This is a genomic window from Burkholderia sp. Ac-20379, from assembly GCF_017104645.1.
Classification (GTDB): Bacteria; Pseudomonadota; Gammaproteobacteria; order Burkholderiales; family Burkholderiaceae; genus Burkholderia.
Genome location: NZ_JAAGPF010000160.1, coordinates 1 through 16,504, shown reverse-complemented (window position 1 = coordinate 16,504; position 16,504 = coordinate 1). Strand labels below are relative to the sequence as shown.

15 protein-coding genes are annotated in these 16,504 nt (G+C 70.3%); 11 read left to right on the top strand and 4 right to left on the bottom strand.

The genetic code is table 11. The features are described 5' to 3' along the window. Together G3N92_RS19915 and G3N92_RS19910 are read right to left on the bottom strand one after the other, a co-directional pair. Window positions 1-1,019, bottom strand: a 1,019-nt coding sequence (locus tag G3N92_RS19915) for a pyridoxamine 5'-phosphate oxidase family protein (RefSeq protein WP_206129288.1), incomplete at its 3' end; no start/stop codon positions are given. A gap of 42 nt (window positions 1,020-1,061) precedes the next feature. After that, complete coding sequence (locus tag G3N92_RS19910) at window positions 1,062-1,703, bottom strand: glutathione S-transferase (protein WP_206129286.1); 642 nt, start codon at window positions 1,701-1,703, stop codon at window positions 1,062-1,064. A gap of 158 nt (window positions 1,704-1,861) precedes the next feature. On the opposite strand from G3N92_RS19910, the gene G3N92_RS19905 reads away from it, so the two are divergent. Next, window positions 1,862-2,761 carry a LysR family transcriptional regulator gene (locus tag G3N92_RS19905; RefSeq protein WP_206129284.1) on the top strand — a complete coding sequence of 300 codons (900 nt, stop codon included), beginning with the start codon at window positions 1,862-1,864 and terminating at the stop codon, window positions 2,759-2,761. A gap of 11 nt (window positions 2,762-2,772) precedes the next feature. On the opposite strand, the gene G3N92_RS19900 is transcribed toward G3N92_RS19905, so the two are convergent. Further along, on the bottom strand, window positions 2,773-3,468 hold the full coding sequence (locus G3N92_RS19900; protein ID WP_206129282.1) for a helix-turn-helix domain-containing protein: 696 nt from the start codon (window positions 3,466-3,468) through the stop codon (window positions 2,773-2,775). A gap of 101 nt (window positions 3,469-3,569) precedes the next feature. On the opposite strand from G3N92_RS19900, the gene G3N92_RS19895 reads away from it, so the two are divergent. The 4 genes from G3N92_RS19895 to G3N92_RS19880 all read left to right on the top strand — a co-directional run bounded on the left by G3N92_RS19895 (window position 3,570) and on the right by G3N92_RS19880 (window position 7,601). After that, window positions 3,570-4,478, top strand: a complete 909-nt coding sequence (locus tag G3N92_RS19895) for an SDR family NAD(P)-dependent oxidoreductase (protein WP_206129281.1) — start codon at window positions 3,570-3,572, stop codon at window positions 4,476-4,478. Next, on the top strand, window positions 4,475-6,091 hold the full coding sequence (locus G3N92_RS19890; protein ID WP_206129279.1) for an NAD(P)/FAD-dependent oxidoreductase: 1,617 nt from the start codon (window positions 4,475-4,477) through the stop codon (window positions 6,089-6,091). The genes G3N92_RS19895 and G3N92_RS19890 overlap by 4 nt, the downstream gene beginning before the upstream one ends. Window positions 6,092-6,106: 15 nt before the next feature. After that, the gene (locus tag G3N92_RS19885) at window positions 6,107-7,093 is read left to right on the top strand and encodes an alpha/beta hydrolase (RefSeq protein ID WP_206129277.1); all 987 of its coding nucleotides are present in this window, start codon (window positions 6,107-6,109) and stop codon (window positions 7,091-7,093) included. Between the two features lie 106 nt (window positions 7,094-7,199). Beyond that, on the top strand, window positions 7,200-7,601 hold the full coding sequence (locus G3N92_RS19880; RefSeq protein WP_206129275.1) for a hypothetical protein: 402 nt from the start codon (window positions 7,200-7,202) through the stop codon (window positions 7,599-7,601). Between the two features lie 36 nt (window positions 7,602-7,637). On the opposite strand, the gene G3N92_RS19875 is transcribed toward G3N92_RS19880, so the two are convergent. Then, window positions 7,638-8,846 carry an aminotransferase class I/II-fold pyridoxal phosphate-dependent enzyme gene (locus tag G3N92_RS19875; protein ID WP_206129273.1) on the bottom strand — a complete coding sequence of 403 codons (1,209 nt, stop codon included), beginning with the start codon at window positions 8,844-8,846 and terminating at the stop codon, window positions 7,638-7,640. A gap of 99 nt (window positions 8,847-8,945) precedes the next feature. Here G3N92_RS19875 and G3N92_RS19870 point away from each other — a divergent pair, with 99 nt between their 5' ends. The 6 genes from G3N92_RS19870 to G3N92_RS19845 all read left to right on the top strand — a co-directional run. After that, window positions 8,946-9,797 (top strand): LysR substrate-binding domain-containing protein, encoded by an 852-nt coding sequence (locus G3N92_RS19870; protein ID WP_206129290.1) that lies wholly within the window; start codon window positions 8,946-8,948, stop codon window positions 9,795-9,797. 219 nt (window positions 9,798-10,016) lie between these two features. Next, on the top strand, window positions 10,017-11,549 hold the full coding sequence (locus tag G3N92_RS19865) for a diguanylate cyclase (protein WP_206129271.1): 1,533 nt from the start codon (window positions 10,017-10,019) through the stop codon (window positions 11,547-11,549). Between the two features lie 112 nt (window positions 11,550-11,661). Continuing rightward, entirely contained in the window at window positions 11,662-12,141 is a 480-nt protein-coding gene (locus tag G3N92_RS19860; protein ID WP_206129269.1) for a zinc-finger-containing protein, read from the top strand. A 406-nt stretch (window positions 12,142-12,547) separates the two neighbouring features. Continuing rightward, window positions 12,548-12,838: a hypothetical protein gene (locus tag G3N92_RS19855; RefSeq protein ID WP_241014908.1), complete on the top strand. Its 291-nt coding sequence runs from the start codon at window positions 12,548-12,550 to the stop codon at window positions 12,836-12,838. Window positions 12,839-13,170: 332 nt separating this feature from the next. Then, window positions 13,171-14,577 carry an alpha,alpha-trehalose-phosphate synthase (UDP-forming) gene (otsA, locus tag G3N92_RS19850; protein WP_206129265.1) on the top strand — a complete coding sequence of 469 codons (1,407 nt, stop codon included), beginning with the start codon at window positions 13,171-13,173 and terminating at the stop codon, window positions 14,575-14,577. Window positions 14,578-14,835: 258 nt separating this feature from the next. Next, the coding region (locus G3N92_RS19845) for a collagen-like triple helix repeat-containing protein (protein ID WP_206129263.1) at window positions 14,836-16,504 on the top strand (1,669 nt) is incomplete at its 3' end.

The following is a 16,504-nucleotide window of genomic DNA, read 5'->3' as shown; positions in this document are numbered from 1 at the left end:
GCGGCCGCCACCGCCGCCTCGCTCGCGAACTGCGGCGCCAGCTCCGGCTCCGACCACCGGAACGGCAGCGCCGCCTCGCTGCGCCGCACCTCGCGCAAGCAATAGCGCACGAGCCGCTGCGCGCCCTCGAACGCCGCCAGCTCCGGCCCGTCCCAGACGATCTCGGCCTCGGCCGCCACATACAGCAGATCGCCACGCGCGAAATCGATGAACAGCAAACCCGCGCGCGGATTCGACGCGAAATTGCCGAGCGTATTGAAGAAGCGGTTGCCCGCGTAATCGGGCACCGTCAGCGTGCGTGCGTCGTCGACGCGCACGAAGCCCGGCGGCCCGCCGCGATGCGAGACATCGACGCCGCGCGCCGCATGCGCGTCGGCATCGAGATTGGCGCTGGCCACGAAGAACGTATCGGCGCGCGCGATCAGCTCGCGCTCGGCCTCGCCGAGCGCGTCGGCCCGGCGCAGCGGCGGCGCGGGATCCGGCAGCGCGACCGGCTCGGGCGTGCGGCACTGGATGTATTTCGGACAGTTGCCGAAGCTTTGCGTGACGGCGATCGACATCGTCGCGCCATCGATCGCCGCGACCGTGCCGTTGATGCGATTGCGCCGCCGCGTCGGCAATTCGATACCGAGCCCGCCGAACGGCGCGCCGGGCTGCCACGCGCCGGCCAGCGGGTCGTCGCGCAGCGCGCCGCCCTGCAGGCGCAGCGTCCGGGCGTCGGGCGAATCGACGAAACCCGGCTCGCCCGCGCGCAACGTGGCCCACGGCTGGCCGTCGCGATCGACGCCGCCCACCACGAACCACGGCAACTTCGCGAAGAACGTGCGGTGCTGATCGGGCATGAACGCGCGGATGCTGACCCGCCCCGCCGCATCGGCGAAGTCGCTCACGCCGGCCTGCCGCTGCACGGCCAGCTCGCCGGCGTGGAACGGCGAGCCGTCGGGCGAACCGTCGGCCGAGCGTCGCGCGTCGGCCGCTTCAACCGGCGCGCGCTCGATCGTGCTGGCGGCATCGCTCATGGCTCTCGCTCCCGATCAACGGATTCGACGCACCGCGCCGGCTCAGGCCAGCGCCGGCTCCGGCGACTTGCGCATGCCGACGAAGCCCGGCAGCGCCTCCACGCGCTCGAGCCAGGCGCGCACGTTCGGATACGGCGCGAGCGACACGCCGCCTTCCGGCGCGTGGGCGATGTACGAATAACCGGCCACGTCCGCGATGGTGCGCGTCTCGCCGAGCGCGAAGCGCCGGCCGGCCAGTTCCTGGTCGAGCGTCGTCAGCAGCTTGTTCGCGGTCTCGACGGATTTCGTGTGATCGAACGGCATGTTGAACAGCGTGACGAGCCGCGCGGCGCACGGGCCGTACATGATCGGGCCCGAGGCGAGCGCGAGCCAGTGCTGCACGGCGGCCGCGCCGGCCGGGTCTTCGGGCAGCCACGACGCATCGCCGTAGCGCTTGGCCAAATAGACGAGGATCGCGGTGGAATCGGCCAGCACGACGTCACCGTCGACGATCACCGGCACCTGCGCGAACGGGTTCAGCGCGAGAAACGCGGCCGAATGCTGTTCGCCCGCGGCCAGATCGACGTCGATCAGCTCGTGCGGCAGATCGAGCAGCGACAGCATCAGTTGGGCGCGGTGGGCGTGGCCCGAGAGCGGCGCGCGATACAGACGGATCGGGGCGGCAGGGCGAGCGGTGGACGACATGACAACTCCTTGGGGTAGACGGTTCGGTTCGTGGGTCGCGATGGGCTGAACGGCTGAACGTCCGCCCTGCAACGTGTACCGACAGCCTAAGCCCACTGCGTCGTTCACGAAAGATGGATAATCAGCGAAATACAATCCATCAAAATTGGACAATCACAGTGATCGACATCCGCAACGTCAACCTGAACCGGCTGGCCGTGTTCGCGGCCGTGGTCGAAACCGGTTCGCTGACCGCCGCGTCCGCACGGCTCGGCATCGCCAAGACGATGGTCAGCACGCACATGCAGCGGCTCGAGGCCGAGACCGGCGCGAACCTGCTGGTGCGCACCACGCGGCGGCTCAGCGTGACCGAAGCCGGGCGCACGCTCTACGAGGCGACGCGCGAGATCCTGAGCACGGCCGAGGCGGCGTTCGGCGCGATCGCGGGCGACGCCGGGCCGCTGCGCGGCGGCCTGCGCGTCAGCGCGCCGATCGACTACGGCGCGCTGGTGGTGGCGCCGGCGCTGGTCGCGCTGAATCGCACGCACCCCGAACTCGATATCGAGTTGATCTGCGAGGACCGGCTCGTCGATCTGGTGTCCGAGCGCATCGATCTGGCGGTGCGGCTCGGCAAGCTGTCCGATTCGAACCATCGCGCGGTGCGGATCGGCGGCTTCGAGCGCTGGCTGGTGGCCAGCCCGGACGCGATCGCGCGGCTCGGCCTGCCCCGCGAACCGGCCGCGCTGCTCGACTGGCCATATGCGACGCTCTCCTCGATGCAGCGGCTCGAACTGCCGTTGCAGCACGACGACGGCACGCGCACGCGGCTGCGCTGCCGGCGGCGCTTCGCCTCGAATTCGACGCCGGCCGTGCGCGCCGCGCTGCTGGCCGGCTGCGGCTTCGGCACGGCCACCAGCTTCGCCGTCGAGCACGACGTGGCGACCGGCGCGCTGGTGCGGCTGCTGCCGGATTGGTCGCTGCCGAAGGCCGACATTCATGCGATCTATCCGTCCACGCACCACCCGTCGGCGAAGGTGCGTGCGGTGATCGAGATGCTGAAGACGCGGCTCGGCGGGTGAGCCGGTGCGCCTCAGGTGCCGGCCGGTGCCGCGTGGCGGCTCGGCTCGCCGTCCGCCCCGCGATCCGCATCGAACATCGCCAGCGTGCCGAGCAGCACGCGGCGGCAGTTGCGCACCATCCGCTCTTCGGGATCGCGATAGCCGGTCAGCAGCCACGACGCGCCGGCGTTGGTCATCGCGCCCACCAGCGCGAGGCCGGTCAGCCGGGCGTCGGCGCGCTGCTCGGGATCGCCGGGATCGGTCACGCGCGCGACCGCCACGATCTGCTTGCCGAATTCGAGCAGGTTGCGCTGGTACGTGATGTCGGTTTCGGCGCTGACGCCCATCACTTCGAGCAGCAGCACGCGCGCCGCGCAGGTGTCGCGCAGGAACGCGAAGAACGCGTGCAGGCCCGCGTCGACGCGCGCCTCGAGCCCGTCGCCGGCCGCCTCGAGCGCCGCCGCCACCGCCTCGCGCAGTCGCACGGCGTGATATTGGTAAGTGGCCTGCAACAGCGCATCGGTGCCGGTGAACGCGGCATAGAAGTAGCGATCGTTGAGCTTCGCCTCCTGGCAGATCGCGCGCACCGTGGTCTTGCGAAAGCCGAGCGTGCCGAACAGGCGCGTGCCGGCCCCGATCAGCGCGTCGCGCCGCTCGGCGGCGCGCGCCTCGGGCGCCACGCCGCCATACGGGCGGCCCTTCCGGCCGGTTTCGAGGGATTTCTCCATTCCGTTATTTGACATCGCTCACTGTCATCATTAAATTGGTGACGCTCAACACCACATTTAAGCCGCGATTCGGCAGGGCGGCAAGCCCCGGGAGGCATGCGATGAAGGATTTCTCGAACAAGGTGGCCGCGATCACCGGGGCCGGTTCCGGCATGGGGCGCAGCCTCGCCGTGGAGCTTGCCCGACGCGGCTGCCATCTCGCCCTGAGCGACATCAACGAAATCGGACTCGCGCAAACCGTGGCGCTCTGCCATGCGCACGGCGTGCGCGTGACCTCGCAGCGGCTCGACGTGGCCTCGCGCGAAGCCGTGTTCGCCTGGGCCAAGGCCGCGCGCGAGGCGCACGGCCGCGTCAACCTCGTGTTCAACAACGCGGGCGTGTCGCTGGCCGCACCGGCCGAGAGCGTCTCGATCCAGGATTTCGAATGGATCATGGGCATCAACTTCTGGGGCGTGGTGCATGGCACCCAGGCCTTCCTGCCCTACCTGCACGAATCGGGCGACGGCCACGTGATCAATACCTCGAGCCTGTTCGGGCTGATCGCGATGCCGACGCAAAGCACCTACAACGCCAGCAAGTTCGCGGTGCGCGGCTTCACCGAGGCGCTGCGCATGGAACTGGAGCTGGAGCGTGCGCCGGTCAGCGCGACCTGCGTGCATCCGGGCGGCGTGGCCACCAATATCGTCAACGCGTCGCGCGTCGACACGAGCATCCACGCGCTGACCGGGCAGGACCCGGACGCGCACCGCCGCGCCTCCAACAAGCTGATCACCGCCACCACGGCCGACATGGCCGCGCGCCAGATCCTGGCCGGCGTGGAACGCAACGCGCGGCGCGTGCTGGTGGGCGCCGACGCGCGCCGTCTCGACCGACTCTCGCGCTTGTTCGGTTCCGCCTATCAAGGCTTCGTGCTGCGTTTCGTGCGTAAATCGCGGGAACGCAATCTGCAGCGCCACGGCGCGGGCCGCGCCGGCGCGGCGCCGTCCAACACCACCAGGGATGCCGCATGAACACCACCACCGGCTGGCAGCCGTCCGCGACGGCCCACGAGAACACACCGCGCACCGCGCCCCCGCCCGCCCCGCGTACCGCGAGCGGCGGCGAGGCCTCGGCATCGCAGCGCACCGATTTCGACGTGCTGATCGTCGGCGCCGGGCTGTCCGGCGTGGGTGCGGCCTGGCATCTGCGCGAGCGCTGCCCGTGGGCCAGCTACGCGATCCTCGAAAGCCGCGACGCGATGGGCGGCACCTGGGATCTGTTCCGCTACCCCGGCGTGCGCTCGGATTCCGACATGTTCACGCTCGGCTACAGCTTCCGCCCGTGGCACAGCGACAACGCGATCTCGGACGGCGCGACGATCCTCGACTACATCCGCGACACGGCGCGCGAATCGGGCATCGACCGCACGATCCGCTACCGCCACCGCGTGACGGGCGCGAACTGGGATTCGGCCACGGCGCGCTGGCAGGTCGACGTGACGCGCACCGACGGCCACGGCACCGAAGCGCTGCGCTTCACCTGCCGCTTCCTCTACATGTGCAGCGGCTATTACGACTACGAGAACGGCCACGCGCCGAGCTGGCCCGAGATGGACGGCTATCGCGGCCGCATCGTCCATCCGCAGCACTGGCCGCAGGATCTCGATTACGCCGGCAAGCGCGTGGTGGTGATCGGCAGCGGCGCGACCGCCGTGACGCTGGTGCCGTCGATGGCGCAGCAGGCCGCGCACGTGACCATGCTGCAGCGCTCGCCCACCTACATCGTGTCGCTGCCGGCCCGCGACAAGCTCGCGATGCGCCTGCGCCGCTGGCTGCCGGCCAGCCTCGCGCACCGGCTGGTGCGCGCCAAGAACGTGATGCTGTCGATGTACGTGTACCGCCTCGCGCGCAAGCGCCCGGACGCCACCAAACGCTTCATCCTGCGCGCGGCCCAGCGCCAGTTGAACCCCGGCTTCGATGTCGGCAAGCACCTGACGCCGCGCTACAACCCGTGGGATCAGCGCCTCTGCCTGGTGCCCAACGGCGACCTGTTCAAGGCGCTGCGCGGCGGCAGCGCGTCGATCGTCACCGACGAGATCGACCGCTTCACGCCCAGCGGCCTGCAACTGAAAAGCGGCGAGACGCTGGACGCCGACGTGATCGTCACGGCCACCGGCCTCAAGGTGCGCATGCTCGGCGGCGCGACCGTCAGCGTGGACGGCCGGCCGGTCGAGTTCGGCGAGGCCGTCTCGTATAAGGGCATGATGGCCAGCGGCGTGCCGAACCTGGCCACCTCGTTCGGCTACACCAACGCGTCGTGGACGCTGAAGGCCGAGCTGATCGCGCTGTACGTGTGCCGGCTGCTCAACCACATGCGCGAGAAGGGCTACGACAGTTGCACGCCCACGCTCGACGATCCGGCGATGTCGCTCGGCCCGGCCGTCGACCTGAGCTCCGGTTATATCCAGCGGGCCGCCGCGCTGCTGCCGCGGCAAGGCGCGCGCAACCCGTGGAAATCGCATCAGAACTACGCCCGCGACCTCGCGCTGCTGCGCTTCGGCTCGCTGACCGACAGCGCGATGCGCTTCTCGCGCCGCCCGGCCGAGCCGGCCACGGGCCGCACCGCTTCCGAATCCGTCCGATAAGAAAAGGGGATTGCCGTGATTGCCGAACTGATTGCCATCGTCGTCGCCGTATTCGTGGTGCTGTACGCGTTCACGCTGTTCACCGCGCACCAGATCACGCGCCGCTTTCCGCCCGAAGGCCAATTCATCGATGTCGACGGCGACCGCCTGCATTACGTCGATTACGGCAGCGGCCCGCCGATCGTGCTTGTGCACGGCCTGTGCGGCCAGTTGCGCAACTTCGCCTACCTCGACCTGCCGCGCATGGCGCAGTCGCACCGCGTGATCCTCGTCGATCGCCCGGGCTCGGGCCGCTCGACGCGCGGGCCGGCCTCGCGGGCCAACGTGTATGCGCAGGCGCGCACCATTGCGCGCTTCATCGAGACGCTCGGCCTCGACAAGCCGCTGCTGGTCGGCCACTCGCTCGGCGGCGCGATCTCGCTGGCGGTGGCGCTCGACCATCCCGACGCGATCAGCCGCATCGCGCTGATCGCACCGCTCACGCACACCGAAACCACGCCGCCGGAAGCGTTCAAGGGCCTCAAGCTGCGCCCGGCGGCGCTGCGCCGCTTCGCGTCGCTGACGATGGGCATTCCGGTGATGATCCTGCAAAGCCGCAAGGCGATCGACGCGATCTTCGCGCCGGAGCCGGTGCCGCGCGATTTCCCGATCAAGGGCGGCGGGCTGATGGGGCTGCGCCCGAACGCGTTCTATGCGGCGTCGTCCGACCTGGTGGCCGCGCCCGAGGATCTGCCCGAAATGGAACGCCGCTATCCGACGCTCGGCGTGCCGGTCAGCGTGCTGTACGGCCGCAACGACGGCATTCTGAGCTACCGCAAGCACGGCGAAGGCCTCAAGCAGAAGCTCGGCAGCGTCGCGCTGACGCTGGTGGACGGCGGCCACATGCTGCCCGTCACGCAACCGGCCGCCACCACCGACTGGATCCTCGGCGAAGCGGCGCAAGCCGCGGCGGCCGCGCCGGATCTGACGCAGCCGGCCATGCGCGCCGCCACCGGGCGCTGACGGCACCCGGCGCTCCCGCGCGGCGCCAGCCGGCCCCGGCCCGGCCACGCCGCGCGCGCGATCCGATTACAATCGCGCACTTCGATCCAGCACCGGGACCCGCACCATGAAGCCTCTGATCGCATCGGCCCTCGCGGCGGCCTGCGCCCTGTCCGCCACGGCCGCGCTGGCCGATACCGCCGCAAGCGGCGCCGCCGCCGAACCCTGCGCGATCGGCACCGCCACCGGCGTGGCGGGCACGCCGGCCAGCCTGCGCGAATATCTGAAGCTGCCGCAGAGCGACCAGTTCCGCTATCTGATGGCGAACCAGATCACCTGCAAGATTTCCGACGAAGGCCGCGCCTCGGGCTGCGCCGGCCTGACCAGCCTGCGGCACGATCGCGTGAGCGTCTACGACGACAGCGACAGCGCCGTCACCACCGTGGTGGCGCGCGTCGATCTCGATCAGGGCACCTATCCGATCATGATCGACGTGCCGAAGGCCAACCTGAAATGCGAAGAACACTGAAGCACTGAAGGGGCCGGCCCGCCGCCCCTCGCCCGCTCAACCGAGTTCCAGCGCCCGCCGCACCGACACGGCGATGCCATGCGCCGCCGCGCGCACCGCGTCCGGCGACGGGAACGACGGCGCGATCCGCAGATGCCGGTCGAGCGGATCGTCGCCGAGCGGAAACGCCGCGCCGGCCGGCGTCAGCACCAGCCCGGCCTCGCCCGCCAGCGCCACCGCGCGCTTCGCATGCCCCGGCGGCAAATCGAGGCTGACGAAATAGCCGCCCTCGGGCCGCGTCCAGCTCAATTCGGCAATCCCGCCGAGCCGCTCCGCGAACACCGCCTCCACCGTCTCGAACTTCGGCCGCAGCAGCGCCCGATGGCCCGCCATCAACGCTTCCAGCCCGGCGCGGTCGCGCAGCGCGTGAACGTGCCGCAACTGGTTCAGCTTGTCCGGCCCGATCGAGCGCACGGCCGCATGGCGCGCCCACCACGCGACGTTGCGCGCCGAGCCGGCCAGGAACGCCACGCCCGCGCCGCCGAACGTGACCTTCGACAGCGACGCGAACACGAACGCGCGATCGGGATGACCGGCCGCCTCGCAGGCCGGCAGGATGTCCGGCACCGTGCGCGGCGCGTCGGTCAGGTGGTGGAAGCGATAGGCGTCGTCCCACATCAGCCGGAAATCGGCGGCGGCGGCCGGCAGCGCGGCGAGCCGGCGCACCGTATCGTCCGAATAGACCGCGCCGGTCGGGTTGCTGTAGCGCGGCACGCACCAGATGCCGCGGATCGACGCGTCGCTACGCACCAGCGCCTCGACCACGTCCATGTCGGGGCCGTCGTCGCGCATCGGCACGGCAATCATGCGAATGCCGAGCGCCTCGCAGATCGCGAAATGACGGTCGTAGCCCGGCGCCGGGCACAGCATCGCCGCTTCGCCGCCGCGCCACGGGCTGCCGCCCGGCAGGCCGTGCAGCACGGCGAACGCGAGCACGTCGTGCATCAGTTCGAGACTCGAATTGCCGGCCGCGACCACCTGCGCCGCGTCGGCATCGAGCAGCGCCGCGCCGAATTCGCGCGCCTCGGGCAGGCCCAGCCCGAGGCCGTAGTTGCGGCAATCCGCGCCGTCGCGCGCGCGCCAGCCGGGGTCGCCGGCCTCGGCGAACAGCCGCGTCGCGAGGTCGAGCTGCTCGGGCGCAGGCTTGCCGCGCGACATGTCGAGGCGCATCCCCTGGCGCCGGAATTCATCGTAATCCGCAAACATCCCTGCATCTCCGCTGTGAAGGCGAAGCCAGTATGCGCAGTGCCCTTCAATCAGACAAACGCGTTATATTGATCATTTCGTTCAGATTTTCTGATGGCGATGAAATCCTTCGATCTCGATGTGCTGGCCATGGCGGTGGCCGTGGCCGATGCGGGCAGCTTCGTGCGCGGCGCGGCGCGCGTGCATCGCTCGCAGTCGGCGCTGAGCATGCAGATCCGCGCGCTCGAGCAGTCGCTCGGCAAGCAGTTGTTCGTGCGCGGCGCACGCAACGTCACCGTCACGCCCGACGGGGAAACCCTGATCGCCTACGCGCGCCGCCTGCTCGCGCTGCGCGAGGAGGCCTGGGCCGCGATCGTCCACCCGGAGGTCAAGGGCCGCGTGACGATCGGCGTGCCCGACGATTACGCCTCGTCGCTGCTGCCGCCGGTGCTGCGCAAGTTCTCGGCGCGCTATCCGAAGGTCGAGATCCAGGTGGTCGGGCTGCCGAGCCGCGCGCTCGCGCCGCTGCTCAAGGACAACAAGATCGACCTGGCCTGCGTGACGCGCATGCGCGGCCTGAACGGCGCGTTCGTGCGCGCCGAGCCGATGGTCTGGGCCGGGCCGCCGTCGGGCGGCGCCGTGTGGGACGAGCGGCCGCTGCCGGTTGCGCTGTTCGGCGCGGGCAGCGTGGCGCGCGCCAACGCGATTCGCTCGCTCGAATCGGCCGGCATCGCGTTTCGCACGTCGTACGAAAGCCCGAGCCTGATGGGCCTGTTCAGCATGGTGGAGGCGGGGCTGGCGGTCGCGCCGCTGGCGCGCTGCGCGGTGCCGGCGCATTTCTCGCAGCAGGGGCCGGCGCACGGCCTGCCGGCGCTGCCCGATCTCGACATCGTGCTGGCGCGCAGCGCGCGCTCGAACCGGCCGCCGTGCGATTTCCTGGCCGATCAGTTGCTGTCCGATCTCAGTATCTGAACGCCGCGCGCCGTGCGCGGGCGCGGCGGCGATCCCTGCCCGCGCAACGATGCTGCGCCGCGTCACGGCCCGCGCTGTTTCGCGCGCGCCACTGATTCGGCATCGCCTCGACACTGTCACGCACGAAGCGCCGATTTCCTCCGATAATCGCGTTGCATGCCGTTGCCCGCGCAGCGTCATCGTTCGCTCATCCCAGAGATCGTTCCGTCCGACATCCCGATGCCAGCCGACCGCCAGCCCGACCCGACGCCCCGCTCGTGGAAGCTGGCCGTCTCGCGCCTGCTGAGCCCGGCCGGCGTGCTGCTGACGGGCGGCCTGCTGCTGGTGTTCTTCTGGGCGCTCTGCGCGCTGGTGCTGTTCCAGTCGCGCTCGGACGCGTATCAGCGCGCGGCCGGCAACGCGCGCAACCTGGTGCTCGTGCTCGAACGCGACATCGCGCGCAGCGTCGAACAATACGATCTGTCCTTGCAGGCCGTGGTGGACGGCATGCGTCAGCCGCCGGTGATGGCGCTGCCGCCCACGCTGCGCAACCTCGTGCTGTTCGACCGCGCCACCACCGGGCGCTACCTCGGCACGATCTACGTGGTCGACGCCAACGGCAACGTCGTGCTCGATTCGCGCTCCGATACGCCGCCGGCGGTCAATCTGGGCACGCGCGAGGACATCGCGATCCACCGCGACCATCCCGAGATCGGCCTTTACATCAGCAAGCCGTACGCGTCGCCGCTGCACGGCGGGCAGGCGATGCTGACGCTGTCGCGCCGTATCGACAACGCCGACGGCTCGTTCGGCGGCGTGGTGGTGGGCGCGCTCAGCGTCGATTATTTCCGCGCGCTGCTCGACGGGCTGTCGGTCGGCCCGCACGGTTCGGCCGCCGTGCTCGGCACCAACGGCGCACTGATCACGCGGCTGCCGTTCGACACCAGCATGGTGGGCCGCGACGTCAGCCGCTCCACCGTGTATCTCGATGCGATGCGCCAGCCCGAGGGCGCCGTGTCGGGCCTGGCCTCGCTCGACGGCACGCGGCGGCTGTACGTCTACAAGCGGCTGCCGGCCTTGCCGATCATCGTCGACGTCGCGCCGGCGGAAAGCGACATCTACCTCGAATGGCGGCATCGCGCGGAGCGGCTCGGCGCGATCGTCGCGGTGTTCTCGCTGGTGGTGGCGGCCGGCTCGATGCTGCTCGCGCACGAGCTGCGGCTGCGCCAGCAGGCCGAGCAGCAGCTTTACCGGCTCACGCGCACCGATGCGCTGACCGGCCTCGGCAACCGCCGCGCGTTCGACGCCACGCTGCACGGCGAGTGGTTGCGTGCGCAACGAACCGGCCGGCCGCTGGCGCTGCTGTTCGTCGATATCGATCAATTCAAGGCCTACAACGATCACTACGGGCACCCGGCCGGCGACGAGGTGCTGCGCGAGGTCGGCCGCGTGCTGGCCCAGTGCGCGCGCCGCGCGACCGACAGCATGGCGCGCTACGGCGGCGAGGAATTCGTCGTGACGCTGCCCGATACCGATGCGCAGGGCGCGGCCCGCTTCGGCGAGCAGGTGCGGCGCTCGATCTACGATCTGGCGCTGCCGCACGCGGCCAGCGCCTACGGGCGCGTGACGGTCAGCATCGGCATCGTCACCACGCGCGAGGCGGCCGCCGCCAGCGACGCCGCGTTCGTCAACCTGGCCGACACCGCGCTGTACCACGCGAAAACGGCCGGCCGCAACCGGATCTGCGACCCGCAGGGCGTGGTGCTGGCCTGACGCGCCGGCGCGACGCGCTGCCGCGCCCGTTCGGCCGAATGGCGGGCGGCGCGGCGAGATCCTTATACTGTGCGCTGATTCCACTTCGATCCCGTTCGCCGATCTTCCCGTCATGCGCGTTGGCCGTCCCGTTCCCGCCCTGCCTCAACCCGTCTGCGACTATTGCGGCGAGAAGGCGCAGCTTGCGCGTTTCGGCGATGCCGCCTATCCGTATCGCGACGAGCACGGCGAGCTGTGGGTCTGCCCGCCGTGCGACGCCTGGATCGGCGTGTTTCCGCGCAGCCGCCGCCACGTGCCGCTCGGCCGGCTCGCCAACGCCGAGCTGAGGCAGGCGAAATCGGATCTGCACGCGGCGCTCGAGCCGCTGGTGGCCGCCAAGATGCGCCGCGACGGCTGCAACGCGTTCGAGGCGCGCGCCAAGGGCATCCGCTGGCTCGCCACCCAGCTTGGGCTCGATCCGGCCAGCACGATCCACGCGCTCGATCTCGACGCGTGCCGCAAGGCGATCGCGCTGGTCAACGATTTCGTGGCGAACCGCCAGCGCGGCGATTCGGCCGGCGCGGGTGCGGCCGAATCGGGCTACGATGCGTGACGCCGCAGCCTGAGCGGCCCGCGCGGTAGGAAAACCCGCCCTTTTTAGTGTCGTTTCAGGCACGCGGATTGCTGCACCGCATCGAATTCGTCGGCCGGCAACGCGGCGAACCCCTCAGGCCCAGCCGTCCGCTGCGCCACCGGCCACCGCCGCGATCGATTGCAACGCCCCCGCCCCATCGCGCAAGCAACACGGCCGCTTGCGCCGCTGCGCACCGTCCAGCCTGACGCTTGCCGCTTCTTTGCCGCCTCCCCCGATATTTTTGCGAGACGTTTACGCGCCCCGGCGTAACGTGAGCCCATGTTCGTTACCGCGGTTCGCCGCCGACATCATGCCCGTCTCCCGCAGTGCAGCGTCCGTCACGCCGATTTCCCGCCCGCTTCGCCCGGCCGCCTCGATCGGCCCGATGCGCGCGGCCCGCCAACCGGCACGCCGCGCCGAGCCCCTCGCTCGCGAGGACAGCCCGCGCGTGCTGCTGCCGATCACGCTCGAAGGCGACGCCGAGTATCTGTGCGCGCAACGCCGCGTGCTGCTGCGCTCGCCGCTCGGCGTCTACGTCTCGCATATCGACGCGCATCGCGAGCGGATGGCGGTGTGGTTCGACCTCGCGCACGCGGACGTCAGCTTCGCGATTCACACGCTGATGTCGACGGTGCCGAATGCGACATTGGGTGGCTTGCGCCCCCGCGCGTCCTGAACGCACGTCTTATTGATGGTGTACGCTGGGCTCGTTCGTCGTCCGGCCCGGCGCCGCGCACGACGCCCGGCACCGCCGCTGCCCGGCCTGCCGCGGCGGGTTTCGCGCCGTGCCCGGTATCCCGTCTCGCCGCGTGCCCGCGCGAGATGCGGCCCACGCCGGACCGCGTCACCGTCCTGTCCGATCCCCTCGCGCCGGGTTCGTATCGGCCAGCGCCGCCCTGCCTTGTCAGGCGCGTTGACCGATGCCTGCCCGACGGTTGCCCGGCCCGCCATCGCAGCGGCGCCGAGAGGCGGATCGCGCGTTCCACCACCGTTCATCAGGAGAGTTTCGTGAGCCGTCTCATCGTCGTATCGAACCGGACAGCCGATCCGGACAACGAAGCACCCGGCGGCCTGGCCGTCGCGCTGAACGAAAGCCTGCAGCAGCGCGGCGGCATCTGGTTCGGCTGGAGCGGCAAGCTCACCGAAGCCGATCCGGCCAGCCAGGACGTGCAGATCCGCGACGCCGGCAACATGAAGCTCGCGACCATCGACCTGTCGCAGCGCGACTACGACAACTACTACCTCGGCTACGCGAACAACGTGCTGTGGCCGGTGTTCCACTACCGGCTCGATCTGGCCAACTTCGACGTGCAGTTCGGCGACGCCTACCGCCGCGTGAACCGCCTGTTCGCGCAGAAGCTGATGCCGCTGCTGCAGCCCGACGACGTGATCTGGGTGCACGACTATCACCTGATCCCGCTCGCCACCGAGCTGCGCGCGCAAGGCTGCCGCAACCGGATCGGCTTCTTCCTGCACATTCCCGTGCCGCCGCCGCTCGTGATGGCGGCGATTCCCGAACACGAATGGCTGATGCGCTCGCTGTTCGCCTACGATCTGGTGGGCTTCCAGGCGCACACCGACGTCACGCATTTCGTGCGCTACGCCGAAGCCGAGGCCAACGCCGAACTGGTGAACGGCGAATACCTGCGTGCGTTCGACCGCACCATCCGGGTGGGCGCGTTCCCGATCGGCATCGACGTGGACGGCTTCGCGCAGATGGCCACCGACGACGACGGCCTGAACGTCTACGAGCAGATGCGCGACGAATACTCGCGCCGCAAGCTGCTGCTCGGCGTGGACCGGCTCGACTATTCGAAGGGGCTGCCGCACCGCGTGCAGGCGTTCCGCGAGATGCTCGACCGCTACCCCGAGATGCGCAAGAGCGCGACGCTGATCCAGATCGCCGCGCCGAGCCGCGAGGACGTGGACGCCTACGATCACCTGCGTCAGGAAATGGATGCGCTGTGCGGCTCGGTCAACGGCGATTACGGCGAGCTCGACTGGATGCCGGTGCGCTACATCCACCGCAGCCTCGACCGCACCTCGCTGCCGGGCCTCTATCGCGCGAGCCGCGTGGCGCTCGTCACGCCGCTGCGCGACGGCATGAACCTGGTCGCCAAGGAATTCATCGCGGCGCAGGACAGCAAGGATCCGGGCGTGCTGGTGCTGTCGCGCTTCGCGGGCGCGGCCGAGCAACTGACCGACGCGCTGCTCGTGAACCCGTACGACATCCAGGGCACCGCGCGCGCGATCCATACCGCGCTGACGATGCCGCTCGAGGAGCGCGTGCGCCGCCACGCGCTGCTGCTGGAGGAGATCCGCAAGTACGACGTGCACTGGTGGACAGCCGGCTTCCTCGGCGCGCTCGACGACGCGCCGATTCCGGCGACGCGACGGCCGGCCGGGCTGGTGTGACGATCGCCGCCCCGGGCGCGCTCCCGCAGCGGGGCGTGCCCGGCAGTGCCGTTACGCCGCCACGCGCGGCGTAACGTAGCACGCGGGAACATCCGATTTTTCGTGTTGACCATTCTCGGAAATTTCCGCATTTAAAACGAATAAAAAAGGAATTTTCGGACGATATTTCTTTAATTTTCTCGTTTTGCCGAATCGGACGGCGTGGCCCGGAATTTGCAGCCTGCCCTTACAGAACCTTTCTTTTTCTGTGAGGACATCATGCGCACGCTATTCAAGAAGACCGCGATCGCCCTCGGCGCCTCGTCGCTGCTCGCGTTGCAAGGCTGCGGCGGCGGCACCGACGGTCTGTACACGCCGGCTGGCGGCGGCCTCGGGATTCAGACCACGTCGGGCGGGTCGTCCGGTGGGTCCTCGGGGAGTTCGGGTACGTCGGGCTCGTCGGGAAGTTCGGGCACTTCCGGCACCTCGGGCACTTCCGGCACCTCGGGCACCTCTGGTACGTCGGGTACTTCCGGTACGTCGGGCACTTCCGGTACGTCAGGCACCTCCGGCACGTCGGGCACCTCCGGTACTTCGGGCACCTCCGGTACGTCGGGCACTTCCGGTACGTCGGGCACTTCCGGTACGTCGGGCACTTCCGGTACGTCGGGCACTTCCGGTACGTCGGGCACCTCCGGTACGTCGGGCACTTCCGGTACGTCGGGCACTTCCGGTACGTCGGGCACCTCCGGTACGTCAGGCACTTCCGGCACCTCGGGCACTTCCGGTACGTCGGGCACCTCCGGTACGTCAGGCACCTCCGGCACCTCGGGCACCAGCTCCAACCCCCTCGGCACGATCATCCAGCAGCTCGGCAACGTCGTCACCGCCACCGGCACGACCGTCGCCGACACCGGCTCCCAGGTCGCCGTCGTCAACCCCGAACTGGCCGGCGGCACCACGGCCGGCGTGGGCGTCGCGGTCAACAACCTCGGCAACGGCGTCGTCTCGCTCGGTCAGGGCCTCGCCAACGGCCTCGGCCAGATCGGCACCTCGGCCAACCCGCTCGGACCGACGCTGGCTTCGGCCACCACGCTCGTGTCGGACGCCTCGAGCGCGGTCCAATCGCTGGGCAGCGCGGTCACCGCCCTCGGCAACGGCCCGCTCGCGCCGCTGGCCCCGGTCACGGGAGCGCTCGGCTCGACGGTCGGCACGCTCGGCGGCGTGGTCGGCAACGTCGGAACGGGCCTCGGCACCGTGCTCGGCAGCGCGCCGGTCCAGCAGATCGAAACGCAGGTCGCCACGCTGATCAACCCGATCACCAACGGCCTGACCAACGCCACGCAGACGGTCGGCGCGGCCACCGGCCTCGGCGCGCCGGTCAACACGCTGCTCGGTACGCTCGGCGCCGGCCTCGGCACCGCCGGCGCGGCGATCTCGAACGCGACCGGCAACCAGATCGGCAAGGATCTCGGCAACGTCGTCACCACGCTCGGCAACACCGTGACGGCCACCGGCGGCCTGCTCAACGGCACCAGCGGCACCGGCGCCACCAGCCCGCTCGGGCCGCTGCTGAACCTGACCGGCTCGCTCGGCCTGAACCTAGGCCTCGGCGCCACGGTCGGCAGCAGCTCGGGCAGCAGTTCGTCCGGTTCGACGTCGTCCGGTACCTCGGGCACGACGCCGGTCGCGGGCCTCTCCGGCCTGCTCACGCCGGTCACCAACCTGCTCGGCGGCCTGTCGGGCAGTGCGACCGGCACGGCGAGCGGCACCGCGTCGGGCGGCGGCCTGCTCTCGCCGGTCACGAACCTGGTCGGTTCGCTGACGGGCGGCCTGCAAGGCTCGGTCGGCAGCGGCGGCGCGGCGGCCGGCGTGACCGGCACCGTATCGGGCGCGGCCGGCTCGCTCGGCAACGTCGTCGGCTCGGTGACGGGCACGCTGTCCGGCA